Below are 18,383 nucleotides of genomic sequence, written 5' to 3' on the forward strand. Positions count from 1 at the left end.
TATCTAATACCATGACTTACAACTTTATTGATAAAAAAGGACTTCTATGGAAAAACTAACCGAGCGAAGATTAAAAGCTACTCCTAAAGGCATAGGTATACTTTGTGACTGGTATGCTAAAGAAGCAAAAAATGCAACTATAACAAGTACAGATGGACGCGAGTTTATAGACTTTGCTGGAGGTATAGCTGTTTTAAATACTGGCCATTGCCATCCTAAAGTGCTTAAGGCTGTAAAAGATCAACTTGATAAGTTTACTCACACTGCCTATCAAATAACCCCTTATGAAAACTACATAACTTTGGCAGAAAAGATAAATGAAATAGTTCCTTTGGTAAATCCAAAAACTTGCTTTTTTTGCACAGGTGCAGAAGCTGTAGAAAATGCAGTAAAAATCGCTAGGGCTTATACTAAAAGAGATGCTGTGATATCTTTTGGTGGGGCATTTCACGGGCGTACTTTTATGACTATGGGGCTAACTGGCAAAGTCTCACCTTATAAAGGGCAGTTTGGAACTCCTAACTTTCCAGTCTACCATGCCTTATATCCTAACTTTAGTGATGACATAGGCATAGAATCTGCCTTAAAAAGCATAGAAAGGCTTTTTAAAACAACTGTATCTCCAAACGATGTAGCTGCTATCATCTATGAACCAGAACAAGGTGAAGGTGGCTTTAACGTCGCAAATAACGAGTTTGTAGTAGCCCTAAGACGACTATGTGATAAACATGGGATATTACTAATAGCTGATGAAGTACAAAGTGGCTTTGGGCGAACTGGCAAGATGTTTGCAAGTGAATATTTTGATGTTAAGCCAGACATTATAACTATGGCAAAAAGCATAGCTGGAGGCTTTGTGCTTTCTGGAGTTAGTGCTAGGGCTGAAGTTGTAGATGTAGTAGAAAAAGGCGGACTTGGCGGAACTTACGCGGGTAATCCAGTCTCAATCGCTGCCGCACTAGCCGTGCTTGAAGTTTTTAAAGAAGAAAAGCTTTTAGATAGATCAAACTATCTTGGTGATAGACTAAAAACTTTTTTAAATGAACTAATTGCAAAAGAAGACATCTCTGCTAATGTTAGAGGACTAGGCTCTATGGTGGCTTTAGAGTTTGGAAAGGCAGGATTCCCAACCTTAGAAGTAGCCTCCAAGGTTCAAAAACTAGCTATGGAATCTGGCCTTTTACTTTTAACTTGTGGAGTTTATGGCAATGTTATACGCTTTTTATATCCTCTAACTATTGAAGAAGCAACCTTTGATAAAGGGCTAGAAATACTAAAACAAAGTATTTTAAAGGCTATAAAATGACTAACTTAAAGCATCTTTTAAACCATCCTGATATCTCTTTTGAAGAGATTCCAAACTATATCAAAGTAGCAAATCCCGCTACAAATGAGACTTTATGCTATGTTAAAAAAACTAGCGCTAGCGAGTTAGAATCTAAAATAAAAGATTCTCAAAAAGTGCAAAAAAAGTGGCGTGAGCTAACTGCTAAAGAGAGATCAGAACTCTTAAACGCATGGCATGATGAGATATTAAAAGAAAAAGAAAACCTTGCTTTATTACTTACTAAAGAGATGGGTAAAAGTCTAACTGAAGCAAGGGGAGAGATAGGCTATGGGGCTAGTTTTATAAAGTTTTTTGCTGAAGAGTGCAAAAGATTAGATGGAGACATCATCCAAAGTGTGATTAAAAACCAAAGACTTTTAGTTTTAAAAGAGCCTATAGGCGTTACAGCTGCTATAACTCCTTGGAACTTTCCTAATGCCATGATAGCTAGAAAAGTAGGTCCTGCCCTTGCAAGTGGCTGTTCTATGCTAGTAAAGCCTGCAAGTGCTACGCCACTAAGTGCTTACGCCTTAGAAGTTTTAGGACTAAAAGTTGGCCTTCCTAAAGGCTTATTACAAAACGTTAGTGGCAGTGCAGATGAGTTAAGCAAGGTCTTTTGTAAAAGTGACATAGTAAGAAAGATAAGCTTTACTGGCTCTACTGAGATAGGGGCGAGACTTATGGAGCTTGGGGCAAGCACTATCAAAAAGCTTAGTCTTGAACTAGGGGGGAATGCACCCGTTATAGTTTTTGAAGATGCAGATATTAATAAAGCAGTTGAAGGCATAATGGTTTCTAAGTTTAGAAACAGTGGACAAACTTGTGTCTGTGCTAATAGAATCTATGTGCAAGATTCTATCTATGATGAAGTGGCTTTAAAACTTAAAGAAAAACTTCAGAATCTAAAAGTAGGTAATGGCGAAAAAGAAGGGGTTAATCAAGGCCCGCTAATTAACAAAGCTGCTGTTACAAAAGTAGAAGAGCATGTAAATGACGCTATAAAAAATGGTGGTAAAGTAGCCCTAGGTGGTAAGTCCCACTCTCTAGGAGGTAACTTTTATGAGCCTACTTTGATACTAGATGCTAATGAAAATATGAAAGTTTTTAAAGAAGAAACCTTTGGACCAGTAGCACCTCTCTTTAGATTTAAAACTGAAGAAGAAGTTATAGCTAAGGCTAATGATACAGTTTTTGGCCTAGCAAGCTATATCTTTACTGAAAATGCCTCTCGTCAATGGAGGGTCTCTGAAGCTTTGGAATATGGCATGGTAGGAGTTAACACAGGTCTTATAAGTAATGAAGTAGCGCCTTTTGGGGGCGTAAAACAAAGCGGACTAGGAAGAGAAGGCTCAAAGTATGGTATAGAAGAGTACTGTGAGTTAAAATATGTCTGTCTTGATTTAAGATAGATTAAATAAAGCTTATATCAAGGCCTTTGGCCTTGGTATAAAGCCACTATATCTTTATAATTTCTTTATAAAAGTTTTAGAATCTGCTTAAGAAAAAAGAGCGTTTTGTATGGGTAACTCTAATCTCTTTAGACTATTAACTAAATCTTTATTCCAACACTTTCTTTTTCTACTTTTTCTTACCTATATATTTTCTTTTAACCAAAAAGGGGTTTAACCCCTCCCCGCTCCCCTTAACCTCGAAAGCGTAAGCTTCCTTGAAACTGGTGTAGTTGCGTAAGCAACTAGGGCTTTCTTTAGAAAGCCTTTTTCGGCGTAGCAAGGGGAGGGCCTCGCTTGATCCGTTTCTAGCAAAGCGTAAGCTTCCTTGAAAACGAAGTTTCCTTGAAAAAAATGGCGTTCGCACTTCTGCTTACTTGTTTCCATTTTTTTGCACCACGAAACGGGCTCGAGTAGTGCTTCGCCAATCAACACATAACTTAAAAAACATATGAAGCATTTAAGCTTTTTGCCTTTCGTTTTTACGTAGTAAAAACAAGCGTGCGGGGGCTACGGGGGTTAGGGAAGGTGGATAAGGGAACTGCTTCGCTAATATAAGTCCCCTGTCCCCCTTGCCAAATGCTTTAAATTGATAAAGATAAATTTTGGAATAAAAGGCTTAAGCGCTTAACTAGTTTTTTTATAAGGTTGACTAGCCCCGTATTCCAACACTTTCTTTTTTTACTTTTTCTTACCTATATATTTTCTTTTAACCAAAAAGGGGTTTAACCCATCCTCACTCCCGCAAAGCCTGCGAAAAAGGTACTTTTTCGGCAATCAAGGGGAGGGCCTCGCTTGATCCGTTTCTAGTAAAAATGGCTAAGTCTGCACTTCTGCATCCTTTTAACGCCATTTTTACACCACGAAACGGGCGAGAATGCCTTCGGCTTAAAAAATGACATTTATTAAAAACCTCATTGTGTATAGATGGCTGCCTATATAAAACGATCACTTTATAAAAACCCCTTACTTATCGCCTATTAGCTTATCTATAACAACTTTAGATTCCTTAGTTCCAAACTTAACCCTTGCAACTGCATATAAAAACAAACCAAAAAGCACCCACACTGCAAAGATAACCCACTCTTGTTTAATTAAAGCAGCCGGAGAAAAAGGTAGGTACATAACTATTAAGATAGCACTTCCTATGATGCCTAAAATCCCTATCACTAATCCTTTTTTAAGCCTAAAAGGTCTTTCTACATTAGGATACTTAAAACGTAAAATCACAAAAGATATACACACTAAAAGATAGGCTATAACTATGGCTAAACTTCCAGCATCCACAAACCAAACTAGTGCTGGACGCCCAAGTAGTGGGGCTATAACAGTAGCAAGTCCCATAAGAAGTATAGCCCTTGTAGGAGTTTTGTGCTTTGGATGTATATAGGCTAAAAAAGAAGGCAACATCTTAGCTTTAGCTAGGGCGTATATAGCGCGGCTTCCGCCTATAAAAAAGGCATTCCAACTAGTGACTATCCCAGCTATGCCTGCTAGTATCATTAACTGGAATCCTATCTTATGCCCGCCAAAAACCGCTTGCATGGCTTGAGGAGTAGTTAAGAGATTAGCATTTATTAATGAAGGCTTTAAAACAAAGCCTACAGCAAAGGTAACCCCACAGTAAAATAACATAGCAGCGACTACTGAGATGATTAAAACCTTGCCTATTTTTACAGGAGGCAAGTTTATCTCACTAGCACTTTGAGGGATAACATCAAAGCCTACAAACAAAAAAGGCACCATGATAAGCACAGAAAAGATTCCAGCTATGGCAGGTGAAAAGAAGTGATGATTATCTGCGTGATTAAAAAGTGGCTCTAGGTTTGAAGAGTGCCCCATTATCAAAGCACCTACAAAAAAGATAGCGCCTATGACTACTATGATCACAGTAACTATAGTTTGAAAAACACTAGCTTGCTCTATACCAAAGTAGTTTAAAAAAGTTACTATGACAGCTCCTATCATGCCTATCAAAACCCAAGTAAGATATAAGTCAAAACCACCTATGTTATATAAAAACACATGCTGATAGTGAGGTATGAGATTATCAAAAACTGTAGGGAGGGCCACTGCTTCAAAGGCTACAACTGAAAAGTAGCCAAGGATTAAAGCCCATGTGCATATAAAAGAAGGGAAGTGCCCCATGGCCTTAAAAGAAAAGATTAATGCCCCACCTTCAAAAGGATAAGTACTAGCAAGCTCAGCATAACAAAGCCCTATAAAGATTATAGCTACTGAGCCTAAGGCCATAGCAATGATTGCCCCCATGCTTCCAGCACTTGTAACCCAACCACCAGTTAAAACTATCCATCCCCAGCCTATCATCGCTCCAAATGCAAGGGCTAAAACTTCTTTATTACCCAAAACTTTTTTAAAGTCTGTTCCACTTTGTTGCATGTCTTTCCTTAATCTAATAGTTACTTTTTGTGTTGTCTATATAGATTTAGAGTACAAGAAGATAGTGGATAGTGTTAATAATTTAAAAAATTTACATTTATAAGAGGAGTATTTATAACGTTTTTACACATATAGTAAGTATCAAGTAACAATATACTACATATATAAAGATTTAAGACATGGAATCTAAGGCTAGTTAGACTTAAAAGGCTTTAAGGTTTGCTTATATCTTTGGTGGTTTGTAACATGCTTTAAAGATAGCTTTTTTACTTTGAGTAAAGATTCTAAAAAACTCTCTTAAAAGCTTATATGCCAAAGGCTTTTTTATCCCATAGCGATTAGGTAAGGTTGTAGTTAGCACTAACTCATCTTTTATAGGATAGGGCTTATAAAGTATGTTATCTATCTTATGCCTTGCTACATAGTCCATCTGTAAGTCTACTGGCAAGTCCCAGTACTTTATAGCACTAAATGCACGTGCGGCCTTTGGAGTTAGATAGTAGCCCTGCCCTCCAGCTACATCTTCTAAAGTATAAAAAAAGTGCTCATTTATAGGTTTTAGCCCCTTTTCTTCTATACACATTAAACGCACATAAGAAAAAGTAGTTTTTTGTATATCTTCTAGGGCTTTAAAAAAGTTAGATTCTAAGCTCACATCATCTTCTAAGATGACTATAGGAGTATCTAAGTCTATACACTTTTGCCAAAGTGAAAAATGGGAGGCATAGCAGGCATTTTCGCCTTTAGTGTTGGGCATGGCGCGATTACGCAAGGCTTTTTTATCATTTATATATTTTTGAAAGGCTTTTTCTTCATCTTTGCTAGCATCTATGGCGTTAAAAAATATAAACTCATAGTTTGCATAATCTAGATTCTTAGATTCTAGATTTTTAATCTCATCTTGAATCCTAGCCTTACGATCCTTGCTAGTGCTAAGATTTATGATAAAGATTTTAAGCACTAACTAAAAGACCAGAGTGAAGATAGTTTATAGTGTGAAGTTTGTTTATAAGGGTGGCTATTAGACTTCTCATCTCAACGCTTAAGTTTTCATTTCTCAAAACTCTATCAAAATCTTCTAGTTTTGAAGTTGGGCTGTGCATGCTTAAGAATTTTACTGCTATCATATCATGAGAGTTAAGTATGTCTTCTCTTTGAAGTCTATTGGCTAAAGCTTGAAAGCTAGTCATATCATTAAGGCCACCTTTTATATCATTTCCTAGACCTTCTATCTTTTGAGTGTATTGTGATTTAACAAAAACATCTTGTGGGAAGTGCTCTAGTGGTATGTGACTTTTTTGCCTATCTTGCCTATCATCATTAGCTGAGGTTAACTGTCCTATGTGTCTTGCATTAGTTATGTTAGTAGTTTGCATTTTTGCTCCTTCAAAATATGAAAACTTACAAGCAAAAAGGAATCCAATCCATAGTTAGTCAAATATGATAGAATCTTAATTTTTATGCCACTAAGGAGTTGTCTTTGAGCAGTTGGGTTATAGCACTTATGCTAGGGATGTCAATTTTCATGGGCCTTATGGGACTTATAGCATTTCTATGGGGGCTTAAAAATGGTCAGTTTGATGACAAAGATAAAATGATGCAAGGCGTGCTTTTTGATAGCACAGATGACTTAAATAAACTTGCAGAAACAACAAAACCAAGGAATAAACAATGAGTACAGAAAATATAATACATGAAGTCGGGATAATAGGTGCGGGTCCTGGTGGGATAGCCGCTGCTGTTGAGTGTAAAAAGTATGACATCAAAGACGTTATAGTTTTTGAAAAAACTGATAGCATACTAAGCACTATACATAAATTTTATAAAGCTCATAAACACGTTGATAAAGACTATAAAAACCAAGTAGTGACACTTAGAGGCCATATACCTTTTGGCGATGGATTTAAAGAAAGCACTTTAGAGCTTTTTGAAAACCAAGTTGCTAGTAATCATATAGATGTTAGATTTAATACTGAGATTGATAAAGTTGAAAAAGATGGCGACTTGTTTGTAATAAGAAGCACTAGTAATGAAATCTTTAAAGCTAAATTTGTAATAGTTAGCATAGGTAAAATGGGACAGCCTAATAAACCAACTTACGCCCTACCTCCAACAGTTAGAAAATATATAAACTTTAATGCTAATGAGTGTCAAGTAGGTGAGAAAGTACTAGTAGTTGGTGGTGGTAACTCTGCAGTTGAGTATGCAGTAGATCTAGCTAGTCAAACCGAGACTACTTTAAACTATAGAAAGGCTGAGTTTACTAGGATTAATGATACTAATGCAGAAGCTTTAAAAAAAGTACTAGATTCTAAAAAACTACTAGGTAAGTTTGGTGTGGATATAACTAGTTTAGAAGCAGTTCCAAGTAGAAGTGGTGATGCTGAAAGAGATAGTATAAAAGTTAATTTCACTGATGGTAGCAGTGATATTTATGACCGCATAGTTTATGCTATAGGTGGGGTGGCTCCACTTGACTTTTTACATAAGTGTGGAATCAAGGTTGATAGTAATGGAGTCCCGCTAGCTGATGCTAATCATGAAACTCCAACTAAAAATCTTTTCGTAGTTGGAGATATACTATTTAAAAATGGCGGGTCTATAGCTATAGCTATGAATAATGGATTAGATATAGTAGAGTGTATAAGGAAGCGTTTAAGTTAAGGTAAAGGTTGTTAGATGGGTATTATTAGACTTTTTGGTAAGGGGATATTAGCCTTACTGCCACTTATTATTTTGATATGGATTATAAATTTTGTTTTTGGGATAGTAAAGGGTCTTTGGCAAATAGTTTTTAATACTACCTCTAATAATATAATAGTAACTACTATCATATTAATAGTTAGTGTTCTTATAATAATCTTCATAGGCTATCAGTTTGAGAAAAAGCAAAGAAACCTCTTTATGGGTATCTTTGAGTTTGTAGTTTCTAAGATTCCTATGTTTGGAAGCATATATCATGTTCTAAAAGACATGGTTGGCATGTTTACTGGAAATGCAAAAGAAGCCTATCTTGGAGTAGCTTATGTAGACTTAGTAGGAACTAGACTTATGGGCTTTATAACTAAGCAAGAAGGAGACTACTACTGGGTCTTTGTGCCTACTACTCCTAACCCAACTTCTGGGTTTTTACTAAGTGTGCATAAAGATCAACTAGTACACGCTGATATAACAGTTAGTGATGGACTTAAAAAGCTCCTATCTTTAGGTATGAAGTAAAGGCCTTTTGTAAGTTCATGTTCGCAAGTGTTAAAAAAGCTATTAATAACTTTAGTGAACTAGTGGTTTTTAAACACACTATCTTTAGTGCAAGTTTTATACTAGTATCTTTAGTAGTAGCAAGTAAGCAGTTAAATGGCTCTCCATGGTTTGGCTGGAGACTTTTAATCTTATGTATCATAGCTTTAATTACAGCTAGAAACTTTGCTATGGCTTTTAATAGATTCTTAGACTATGACATAGATAAAAGCAACCCTAGAACTGCTAGTAGACCTAGTGTAGATGGTAGGATAAGCAGGCCTGCTATAGCACTTTTTTGTATAGCCAACATAGTAGTTTTTATAGTTGCAAGCTACTTTATAAACCACCTTGCTTTTTATCTATCTTTTCCATTTATTATCATCTTAGGCTTTTATAGCTTCGTGAAACGCTTTAGCTATCTAGCCCATATAGTTTTAGGAGTTAGTCTAGGACTTGCACCACTTTCTGGTGTTATAGCAGTACTAGCAAACATCCCACTTTGGAGCATATGGCTTTCTATAGGTGTGCTTTTTTGGGTAGCTGGCTTTGATATTTTATACTCCATACAAGATATAAACCATGATAAAAAAGAAAAGCTTTACTCCATACCTTCTTACTTTGGACTTAGCAAATCTTTACTTATATCAAGAGTATGTCATGTACTAACAGTTATCTTTTGGCTAGCGTTTATAGTTAGTTATAAGGGAGGATTTTTTGCTTATATAGGGCTTATACTAAGTATTTTAATGCTTTTATATGAGCAATATTTAGTTTCTAAGAATCTAGAAAATATACCAAAAGCCTTCTTTGTGACTAATGGCTATCTAGGCTTTGTTTTTTTAATCTTTATCATCTTAGATACTATCTTTTAAGGAACTTTTATCATGGAGCTAAATAGCAAAGCTTTAAAAGAGCTAGGCACTAGGTTAGTAGAAACTAGATTAAAGCTAGAACTATCTTTAAGTGAAGATTCTAAAAATGCCTTTGAAGCAGAGTTTTTAGATATAAGTTTTTCTCAAGTTAGCCCAGTTGATAGGTGGATAAATAATATCTACTCAAGAAGTGAAGCAAGGGATAGTGACCCTTTAGTTTTAGAGCTATTATGCGAGCTTTATAAAAAACTAGATGGTCTAGAAATGATGCTAAGTAAGGAATCTAAAAGCTTTTTAGAACTAAAATATGAAGCATATAGCACTTTTCTTGGCCATGGAGTGATAGTCTTAGAAGATTCTAAAAACCTAGAGCCTTTTAAAGAGTACTACGCGAGGTTATCTTTGCCTGTTTTTCCCACTAGAGAGGTGCCTTTATTTGCCACTTTGGAGCCTGAAGGCATTTTAAAAATCACTAAGATGGGTAAAAAAGATATAGAGGATTTTGACAACTATATAGCTTTAGTCGAAAGAGAAAGCATTAGAAACTTAAAGCTTTCTTAATATTTAATAAGGGATAAGAGGTTATATGAACTCATTTGAAACGTTGAATTTCGATCTTGTAGTTAGTATCGTTGGGATACTTTTTTTAATTATATTAATCTTTTTGCTAGTTTATGTAGCACTTAGAGATAAAGATGTTTCTAAAAAGTTTATACGTATAGAGCAGTCCATTGAAGACTTGAACAAAGAGGTTTATAAGATTCAAAAGTGGATTATGGAATCTAAAAATACAAAAGATCCTCTAAGCCTTGATATGGTTTTAAAAAAAGATCTTGATTACATAATCAGCACGCAAAAAAAAGAGCTTGATGTTTTAAACTCTAATCTTCAGTCTGATAGAGAGTACTTTGAAAATAAGATCTTAATCTTAGAAGAAAGACTAAGAGAAATGGGGCATTTTGGAGGGTCTATGCAAAATAAAAATGAAGCAAAGATCCTTCAAATGTTTCAAGATGGACATAGCATAGACAAGATAGCAAAAGAGCTTCGCATGGGAAAAGGTGAGGTTGAGTTTATATTAAAGTTATCTGATATTAAGTAGGATTTTTATATATGAGTTATACACCGCATAATGACAAGATGCCTTTTAAAACTCTTGTCTGGACTACATTATTTTTTACTATCATCATCACAGCATCTAATGTTTTAGTTGCTTTTCAGATAGGTCATACACCTCTAACTTATGGGGCTATAACTTATCCTTTTTCATTTTTGCTAATGGATGTTATGAGTGAAAAGTATGATAGACGCTCAGTCATGAAAGCTTTAAGAGTAGGTTTAGTCCTAGCTTTTATACCCTCTATGTTTATAAGCGAAACACCACGCTTTGCCATAGCAAGCATAAGTGCGTTTTGTGTTTCTCAGTATCTTGATGTAGTTATATTTTTTAAGATAAAGCAGCGTTTCCCAAAACTTTGGTGGTTTAGAAACGCAACTTCAGCAAGCCTAGCACAGTTTATAGATACTATAATCTTTTTCCACGTAGCCTTTCTTTTTAGTGTGCACTACTCAGAAGTATGGCTTATGGGACTAAGTGACTACTCTATAAAGCTGATACTAAACTTTATAAATATCCCACTTTTTTATCTTATAGCTGTTAGAACCTATAAACGTTTTAGTTTTATAAAAAGATAGTTATGGAATGTTATGAATTTAACTCAGAACTGCATCCTTGCTCCTACTTTAAAGATAAACAAGGACGCTTTCACTACTTTTGTATAAAAGACTGCTCATCTTACTTTTATAGAGGACTTTTAGAAAGGGGCTATAGGCGTTTTGGTGAGTTTTTCTTTGTACCTAGATGTGGGGAGTGTAAAGAGTGCATAACTATTAGGAATCTAGTCTCAGAGTTTAGCCCTAGTGCTAATATGCTAAAGGTTATGAAAAAAAATAAAGAAACGCTTTTTACTATAAAGCGCCCCTTGGTCAATGACGCCCGCGTGTGTTTATATGTCAAGTATCATCTTAAGATGGCAAAAAAGAAAGGTTGGTCTTTTAATAATATAGACATGCAAACTTATAGAGAAACCTTTGTTGAAGGGGCTGGTGAGTTTGGCTATGAGATGTGTTTGTATAGGGATAATAGACTTATAGGAGTTAGCTACTTTGATATAGTTTCAGATTCTTTAAGTGCGATTTATTTCTTTTATGATCATGACTATGAACATCTAAGTCTAGGCACTCTTAATATCTTACTTCTCTTTTCCCTAGCAAAAAAGCTAAACTTAAAGTACTTTTATCCGGGCTATTGGATAAAAGATCATGATTCTATGGGGTATAAAGAGAGATTTAAGCCTTTTGAGATGTTAGTTAATGAACCTAATATCTTTGATAAAACACAGTACAAGCTCTACAAAACAAACCATAAAAAGTAAAAGACTTACTTAAGGAGAAATATGAACTTTAGTAATAAAACATCGCGTGTATTTGGCAAGATAGCAAATAAAGCCTTCCCCCACATCATCCAAACCTTTATTAATAGACTTTATGTCTATGTATTTAAAATAGACATGAGTGAGTTTGAAAAACCTTGTAGCTATAAAACTTTAAATGCCCTTTTCACAAGAAGCCTTATTAAGCCTAGAAACACAGATGCTAAGCCTTTTAATCTTATAAGCCCAACAGATAGTTTGATAATGGAACAAGGTGCTTTAAAAGATTATAAAGCTCTCCAGATTAAAGGTATGGAGTACTCAGTTTTGCCGTTTCTAGGACTAAGTGATACAAAAGAAATAGAATCTATAAAAGACTATAAGTTTATAAATCTCTATCTTTCACCTAAAGACTACCATAGATTCCATGCCCCTTGTGATCTAGAAGTACTAGAAGCAAAGTACTTTAGTGGCAGACTTTTACCTGTTAATAAGCCCTCACTCCTAAAGAATAAAGATCTTTTTAATATTAATGAAAGAGTAGTTTTAAAAGTACGCTTTAGCTATAACAAAGAGATAGCCTACTATGTCGCAGTTGGCGCACTTAATGTAGGTAAGATGAGTTTTAGCTTTGATGTTAAGATAAAAACTAATGCTAAGTTTGGTGATGCTATCTATACTTATAAAGACTGTTTTTTTAAAGCAGGTGATGAGATAGGAACTTTTGAAATGGGATCTACTATAGTTTTAATAGCAAATATGCTTTTTGCAAAAGATGCACAAGATACTATAAAGATGGGTCAAGAGCTAGCCTTGCTTAATAAAAACTCTTAATAAGGAGCTTTAGTGTTTGTAGTTACTAGCGAAGTTTATGAAAGCTTAATAAAGTACGCAAAAGAAAAGCAAGATGTTGAGATCTGTGGCTATTTACTAGGTAAAAGGCTTTTAAATGGTAGCTTTCAAACTAAGATAGCAACTGACTTTATCTATATGAAAAATGTACATGATAATCCAGTGTATTTTTTTACCATGGATACAAATGAACAACTAGGTGCTCTAAAAAGTGCTAATGATAAAAAGCTTAATATCATAGGAGTGTTTCACTCCCACCCACTAGCCCTAGCCTTTCCAAGTAAGGAAGACTTAAAGTATATGGGAGAAGCCTTTAGCTATATCATCATCTCTTTTTGGGATAAGGCTAAAAAAAGGCGGGATTTAGAAAAAGAGAGCCTTAACTCTTTTGCTATAACTAAAAGCGGCTTAAGGCAAGAAATAGTTTTTGTACTTTAAAGGATACTTATGAAGCTAGTGGTTTTTGACTTTGATGGAACCTTAATGGATAATGAGACTATAGATGAGCTAGCAAATGCTTATGATGTAAAAGATGAGATAGGTTATATAACTAAAGAGGCTATGGAAGGAAGACTTGATTTTTTTAGTGCCCTAACTCAAAGAGTAGCCCTACTAAAAGGCATGCCTTTAGATATAGCAACTAGTGTAGCCCACACTCTAACTCCTATGCCTAATGCAAAAGAGTGTATAGCTGAGTTAAAAAAAGCAGGCTTTATAGTGATCTGTTTTAGCGGAGGCTTTAACATCGCCACTGAGTACTATAAAGATATCTTAGGTCTTGATGCTACCTTTAGTAATGTCTTGCATGTAGAACATGGTAAGCTAACTGGCAAGGTGGGAGGGAGCATGATGTTTTCAGATTCTAAAGGCGTTATGTTAAAAAGCTTTTCTTCCATGCTAGGACTTAGTAAAAAAGACTGTGTCGCTATAGGTGATGGGGCTAATGACTTAAGTATGTTTGAGTATGCAGAAACTAAAATTGCCTTTTGTGCAAAGCCAGCTTTAAAAGCTAAGGCAAGCCATGTGGTAGATTCTAAAGATATGAACTTGATTTTAGACATGATTTTATAAGACTTTAATTATTAATATCAAAAGTCTATCTTACAAACAACAAAGGGGGAAAGATGTTACAAACAAAGATAAGTAAGGTCTTATTTATACTACTAGGACTAGCTAGTGGCCTAAGTGCAAAGCAGTGGTATGATAATCCAGACTATGGCGCTTTTGTAGGGGCTAGTCTTCAAGGCACAAGAAGCCTAAAGCCTTTTATGGACACTAAAAATGGTACACCTATAAGTAGTGGGAGCTTAGATATACAAACAGATTCTAAACTTGGCTATCTTATACAAGCAGGTGGTTTTTACTATCCAACAAAATATGTTGGATTTAGGGGCTATTACACCTATGGTTCTTTTAATACAACTAGCGATGCTACCTTCTCACAAGCTCTTGGAGGGAATGGAACTAGTTCTTCAAGCAGGAATCTTAATAATGAAGGAAGTTTTCAAAGCATAAACCTAGACTTACTTTTAAAATATGACATTACTAGCTATTTAAATGCTAGCTTATTTTTTGGAGTTGGGTTTGAACACTTAAGTTTAGGTAAATCTTCAACTACGCTTCATAGTGAAAGCACTGGGGCTATAGAGCCTACTTTAAGTATAGATGCGCAACAAAGAAATGGCGCTGTTATAAATGCTGGTATACAGGTTAGCTTTTTTAGATTTAACCAACTAGAACTAGGTATGAAGATACCAACTTATAGTCTAGATACTACTAGCTCTTATCAAGCTAGTAGTATAACAACTGCTCAAACCTATCATGAAAAGCAAGGATTACCTACAAGATTCTACGTAGGATATAACTTAGTTTTTGGATTTTAGGCATATTTTGTGAATATTTATCAATAAATATTCACAAAACGTATTTTGATTTAAACTTCATTAATAAACACTATTTTTTTTTCTCCACTTTAGTCGCTTTTTATCATTATTAGTTATATAATGCGTAAATAAATAACAAGGAGCAGATAATGACAAAGTATATTTTAATAGGAAGTTTAGTTGCGTTTTGTGCTGTGAGTGCTGTTAATGTTGTTAGCGCAAAAGACATTGATGGAAAAACTCTGCTTAAACAAGCTAAAGATGCTGGACTTGTTGCTATGCCTACTGGTGAAGCACTTAGAAAAAGACAAATAGAACTAGCTAATCACAACAAACTAGCAGAAGGCTATAAAGATAAAATGACACCAGCTCAAATCGAGTTAGGTAAACAACTATTTTTTGACCCACGTATCTCAACTTCTGGAATCATATCTTGTAACACTTGCCACAACCTAGGTTTAGGTGGAGTAGATGGCGTTCCAGCAGCTGTTGGTAACCGCTGGACTCCAAACCCACACGGTCTTAACTCACCTACAGTTTATAACTCAGTATTTAACAGTAGACAGTTTTGGGATGGAAGAGCTCACCACTTAAGCGACCAAGCCCAAGGACCTATCCAAGCATCTAATGAAATGGCAGCAGATCCAAAAGTAGTTATAGAAAAAATCCTTTCTATGCCTGGATATGTAAAAGAGTTCCAAAAAGCTTATGGTAAAAATGTAAAAATCGACTTTGACTTAGTAACTGATACTATAGCTATGTTTGAAGAAACTCTAGTTACTCCAGATAGCCCTTATGATCGCTTTATGAAAGGTGACCTTAAAGCTTTAACTGAAAAACAAAAAGAAGGTTTTGAGCTTTTCATAACAAAAGGATGTGTAGCTTGCCACGGTGGTGTTAACTTAGGTGGACAAATGAGACCTTTCCAACTAGCTGGCAAATATAAATATGATAATGTAGGTGACTTCCACGGAAATAAAGAAGGGCTAATAAAAGCTCCTACTTTAAGAAATATCCTTCAAACAGCACCTTACTTCCACAACGGTCAGTTCTGGGACGTAAAAGATGCTATCAAAGAAATGGGTAGAGTACAACTTGGTATAAAAATAACTAATGACGAAGCTCAAAAAATAGCTGCTTTCTTTGCTTCTCTAACAGGTAAAAAACCAGTTATAACTTATCCTGAGTTCCCAGTATCAACTGATTCAACTCCAAGACCACAGTTTTAATTTTTAACTTTGCCTTTTGTCCTTTAGCTTTAAGTCCTGCTCTTTTAAAGAGTAAGGTTTAAAGCCTTATATCTACTAAGTACTTTTTTTCATACCACTTTTTTTTGATTTCACATTTCACACATTTGGAAGTAGTAATATTTCATATATAAACTTAAAAGTAAAAGGATGCATATGGGAAGGATTATGACTTTTAGTGGTGCTGGTTTAAGTGCAGAATCTGGACTTAATACTTTTAGAGATAAAGATGGTCTTTGGACACAATATGATGCTTCTGAAGTTTGTAACATAAACAATTGGAAGAAAAACTTTAATCTAGTGCATGAGTTTTATAACAAAAGACGAGTACAGCTTGGCACAGTAAAACCAAATGCCATGCATGAGTACTTTAAAAACCTAGAAGATAGATATGTCACAGTGCATATAACACAAAATGTAGATGATCTTTTACTTAGGGCAGGCTGTAAAAACATCTTACAAATCCACGGGCAGATAGATAAAGTCTACTGCACAGAGTGTGGTGAGGTTTACACACTAGGTCATAGTGAGTATACATTTTGGCCTTGTAAAAAGTGTGGTAGTAAATGGATAAAGCCTTATGTAGTTTTTTTTGGAGAAGCAGCACCTAAGTATAAAAACCTATGGCAAGAGATAGCTACTCTAGACAAAGATGATATAGTCTTAGTTGTAGGTACTAGTGGGGCAGTTATAGATATAGCTTCTATGATAGCAAGTAAGCAAAGTTTAAAAATCCTAAACAATCTTGAAGATGATAAATATATGGATGATAATGTTTTTGATGAAAGATTCTATGGCAAAGCTACACATCAAATAGACCTAATAGACAACCTTATAAAACAAAAGATGGGATATTAACAAAGACTATAAAGCATGCTTGAAGATTTAAAGATTATTAAAAAAGATATAAAAAATATCATCTTAAGGATAAAACTTGATGGCAGTATCAGCCTGAGTGTGCCAAAAAGAGTAGGCAAAAAGTATATACAAGAGTTTTTAGAAAAAAAATCTAGCTGGATAGAATCTAAACTTAGCTATATAAAAAGTCTTCAAGCTAGTAAGCCCCCTACTCAAAAAGATTATATAAGTGGAGAAGACTTTTTTTATCTTGGTAAAAGCTACACTTTAAAGGTTATAGAATCTAAGGTTAATAAAGTAGTGCTTTTAGAAGATACCCTTAATCTTTATATTAAAGATGTAGATAACAAGATAAAAAAGCAAAGCCTTATAAAAGCGTGGTATAAAAAGCAAGCCTTTGAATGTTTTCAAAGCGTGATTGATAGATATGCACCTATAGTCAAAAAAGAAGTAAAAGCACTCAAAGTAAGAGAGATGAAAACAAGATGGGGTAGTTGTAATCACTCCAAGGCATATATCAACTTAAACCTTTCTCTTGTTAAATACCCACTTTGTGCTATAGAGTATGTAGTCTTTCACGAACTAGCACATCTTATACACCCTAACCACTCACCTAAGTTTTGGAGTTATATTAAAGCTCATATGAGTGATTACAAGCAAAGAAGTGATATGTTAAAGACTAAGCTAGCATAAGTGTATAATCTTTAAAAACTAAGTTAAGGAAAACATATGAAGATAAGAGTCTACTACGAAGATACAGACTGTGGGGGCATAGTCTATCATGCTAACTATTTAAAGTACTGCGAGCGTGCAAGGAGTGAATTTTTTTACGATAAAGGGCTTTCACCTGAGATAGAAGGCAAGGGCTTTGTAGTCATACACATAGATGCTAGTTTTATAAGTGTGGCAGTTTTGGCAGATGAACTAGAAGTAAAAAGCAGGGTTGTAAAACTTGGTAAAAGCGGCATGAGTGTTAGACAAGATATATATCTTAAAGATAAGCTTATATTTAAAGCTACTATTAAACTAGCTTGTATTGATATGCATACTAAAAGGATAGCTAGGATTCCAGAAGAGACTTATAAGATACTAGAACAAGATATGGAAGAAGGACTAAAAGAGTTACAGCTTAACTAAAGAGTAAGTAGTGCTTAGGTACTTAGGCTATTAAAACTATAAAACTTTTGCTGGCTTTTAAAAAATCTTTATCTTATCTTTAAGCCTTTAGATTACTTTAGCAAGCATGGCGATCTAAAGCTTTAAAGATAGAATCTAAACCCCAGATTCTATCTCTTCTCTTTCCCTTTTCCTATCTCCTATCTCTCTCTTCTTATCCCTTTCTCTTTTCCTCCCTTCCTTTACCCTAAAAAGAACAAGTCCTCCTTCACACCTTCTTCCTATTAGCATCACTCATTATCTCATCTGCTATATGAGTTACATTACTAGATATCTTAGTAGCATCATCAGCTATATTTACATTACCTTGAGTAGATTGTTCTAATAAAGATATAGCATCATTTATTTGAGTTATACCATTAGCTTGTTCTTTTATAGATTCAGCCATATCATTAATAGATTGAACTAAGATATTAGTATTAGATTCTATTTCTCCTAAAGACTTTTGAGTTCTTTCTGCTAGTTTTCTTACTTCATCTGCTACTACTGCAAAGCCTCTTCCATGTTCTCCTGCACGTGCTGCTTCTATAGCTGCATTAAGAGCTAAGAGATTTATTTGATCTGCTATGTCTTTAATAATAACAGTAACACTTTTAATATCTTCAGATTGAGATATTACTTCATTAGTCTTATTAGATACATTTTGCA

Annotated in this window: 22 protein-coding genes; 18 read left to right on the plus strand and 4 right to left on the minus strand. The window is 34.9% G+C overall.

Annotation, left to right across the window (positions count from 1 at the left end):
* The first annotated feature begins 46 nt into the window (after positions 1-46).
* The gene (gene gabT / locus BKH43_RS04740) at positions 47-1,306 is read left to right on the plus strand and encodes a 4-aminobutyrate--2-oxoglutarate transaminase (protein WP_095229108.1); all 1,260 of its coding nucleotides are present in this window, start codon (positions 47-49) and stop codon (positions 1,304-1,306) included.
* Positions 1,303-2,736 (plus strand): NAD-dependent succinate-semialdehyde dehydrogenase, encoded by a 1,434-nt coding sequence (locus BKH43_RS04745; RefSeq protein WP_095229111.1) that lies wholly within the window; start codon positions 1,303-1,305, stop codon positions 2,734-2,736. The genes gabT and BKH43_RS04745 overlap by 4 nt, the downstream gene beginning before the upstream one ends.
* A 1,005-nt stretch (positions 2,737-3,741) precedes the next feature.
* Here BKH43_RS04745 and BKH43_RS04755 read toward each other — a convergent pair.
* From BKH43_RS04755 to BKH43_RS04765, 3 genes are all read right to left on the minus strand, one after another.
* Positions 3,742-5,175: an APC family permease gene (locus tag BKH43_RS04755; RefSeq protein WP_095229115.1), complete on the minus strand. Its 1,434-nt coding sequence runs from the start codon at positions 5,173-5,175 to the stop codon at positions 3,742-3,744.
* Positions 5,176-5,398: 223 nt separating this feature from the next.
* Positions 5,399-6,136, minus strand: a complete 738-nt coding sequence (locus BKH43_RS04760; RefSeq protein WP_095229117.1) for a glycosyltransferase family 25 protein — start codon at positions 6,134-6,136, stop codon at positions 5,399-5,401.
* Positions 6,129-6,551, minus strand: coding sequence for a hypothetical protein (locus tag BKH43_RS04765; protein WP_095229119.1), 423 nt, complete (start codon positions 6,549-6,551; stop codon positions 6,129-6,131). The genes BKH43_RS04760 and BKH43_RS04765 overlap by 8 nt, the downstream gene beginning before the upstream one ends.
* Positions 6,552-6,655: 104 nt before the next feature.
* Here BKH43_RS04765 and ccoS point away from each other — a divergent pair, with 104 nt between their 5' ends.
* The 16 genes from ccoS to BKH43_RS04845 all read left to right on the plus strand — a co-directional run bounded on the left by ccoS (position 6,656) and on the right by BKH43_RS04845 (position 17,696).
* Positions 6,656-6,850: a cbb3-type cytochrome oxidase assembly protein CcoS gene (ccoS, locus tag BKH43_RS04770; RefSeq protein ID WP_095229122.1), complete on the plus strand. Its 195-nt coding sequence runs from the start codon at positions 6,656-6,658 to the stop codon at positions 6,848-6,850.
* The gene (locus tag BKH43_RS04775; RefSeq protein ID WP_095229124.1) at positions 6,847-7,839 is read left to right on the plus strand and encodes an NAD(P)-binding domain-containing protein; all 993 of its coding nucleotides are present in this window, start codon (positions 6,847-6,849) and stop codon (positions 7,837-7,839) included. The genes ccoS and BKH43_RS04775 overlap by 4 nt, the downstream gene beginning before the upstream one ends.
* A gap of 15 nt (positions 7,840-7,854) precedes the next feature.
* Positions 7,855-8,394, plus strand: coding sequence for a DUF502 domain-containing protein (locus BKH43_RS04780; protein ID WP_095229126.1), 540 nt, complete (start codon positions 7,855-7,857; stop codon positions 8,392-8,394).
* 17 nt (positions 8,395-8,411) lie between these two features.
* Positions 8,412-9,287, plus strand: a complete 876-nt coding sequence (mqnP, locus tag BKH43_RS04785) for a menaquinone biosynthesis prenyltransferase MqnP (protein ID WP_095229127.1) — start codon at positions 8,412-8,414, stop codon at positions 9,285-9,287.
* Between the two features lie 12 nt (positions 9,288-9,299).
* Entirely contained in the window at positions 9,300-9,848 is a 549-nt protein-coding gene (locus BKH43_RS04790; RefSeq protein WP_095229129.1) for a hypothetical protein, read from the plus strand.
* Between the two features lie 25 nt (positions 9,849-9,873).
* Positions 9,874-10,389: a hypothetical protein gene (locus tag BKH43_RS04795; protein WP_143429031.1), complete on the plus strand. Its 516-nt coding sequence runs from the start codon at positions 9,874-9,876 to the stop codon at positions 10,387-10,389.
* Between the two features lie 11 nt (positions 10,390-10,400).
* The gene (locus BKH43_RS04800) at positions 10,401-10,982 is read left to right on the plus strand and encodes a queuosine precursor transporter (RefSeq protein ID WP_095229133.1); all 582 of its coding nucleotides are present in this window, start codon (positions 10,401-10,403) and stop codon (positions 10,980-10,982) included.
* Between the two features lie 2 nt (positions 10,983-10,984).
* Positions 10,985-11,722 (plus strand): arginyltransferase, encoded by a 738-nt coding sequence (locus tag BKH43_RS04805; RefSeq protein ID WP_095229135.1) that lies wholly within the window; start codon positions 10,985-10,987, stop codon positions 11,720-11,722.
* Positions 11,723-11,743: 21 nt separating this feature from the next.
* Entirely contained in the window at positions 11,744-12,553 is an 810-nt protein-coding gene (locus BKH43_RS04810) for a phosphatidylserine decarboxylase (protein ID WP_095229137.1), read from the plus strand.
* 12 nt (positions 12,554-12,565) lie between these two features.
* The gene (locus BKH43_RS04815) at positions 12,566-13,009 is read left to right on the plus strand and encodes a M67 family metallopeptidase (protein ID WP_095229139.1); all 444 of its coding nucleotides are present in this window, start codon (positions 12,566-12,568) and stop codon (positions 13,007-13,009) included.
* Positions 13,010-13,018: 9 nt separating this feature from the next.
* Positions 13,019-13,642, plus strand: coding sequence for a phosphoserine phosphatase SerB (gene serB / locus BKH43_RS04820; protein WP_095229141.1), 624 nt, complete (start codon positions 13,019-13,021; stop codon positions 13,640-13,642).
* A 53-nt stretch (positions 13,643-13,695) separates the two neighbouring features.
* Positions 13,696-14,454, plus strand: a complete 759-nt coding sequence (locus BKH43_RS04825; protein ID WP_095229143.1) for an outer membrane beta-barrel protein — start codon at positions 13,696-13,698, stop codon at positions 14,452-14,454.
* 149 nt (positions 14,455-14,603) lie between these two features.
* Positions 14,604-15,683 carry a cytochrome-c peroxidase gene (locus BKH43_RS04830; RefSeq protein WP_095229145.1) on the plus strand — a complete coding sequence of 360 codons (1,080 nt, stop codon included), beginning with the start codon at positions 14,604-14,606 and terminating at the stop codon, positions 15,681-15,683.
* Between the two features lie 174 nt (positions 15,684-15,857).
* Positions 15,858-16,559, plus strand: coding sequence for a Sir2 family NAD-dependent protein deacetylase (locus BKH43_RS04835; RefSeq protein WP_172402317.1), 702 nt, complete (start codon positions 15,858-15,860; stop codon positions 16,557-16,559).
* Positions 16,560-16,574: 15 nt separating this feature from the next.
* Entirely contained in the window at positions 16,575-17,252 is a 678-nt protein-coding gene (locus BKH43_RS04840; protein WP_095229150.1) for a SprT family zinc-dependent metalloprotease, read from the plus strand.
* 36 nt (positions 17,253-17,288) lie between these two features.
* A complete protein-coding gene (locus BKH43_RS04845; protein ID WP_095229152.1) occupies positions 17,289-17,696 on the plus strand; it encodes a YbgC/FadM family acyl-CoA thioesterase in 408 nt (135 codons plus the stop codon).
* Between the two features lie 247 nt (positions 17,697-17,943).
* Here the strand turns inward: BKH43_RS04845 and BKH43_RS04850 are convergent.
* Positions 17,944-18,383: methyl-accepting chemotaxis protein (locus tag BKH43_RS04850; RefSeq protein WP_253248048.1), on the minus strand; the 440-nt coding region annotated here is incomplete at its 5' end.

Origin of the sequence: Helicobacter sp. 13S00401-1, from assembly GCF_002272925.1 — a bacterium.
In the GTDB taxonomy this organism is placed as follows: domain Bacteria; phylum Campylobacterota; class Campylobacteria; order Campylobacterales; family Helicobacteraceae; genus Helicobacter_I.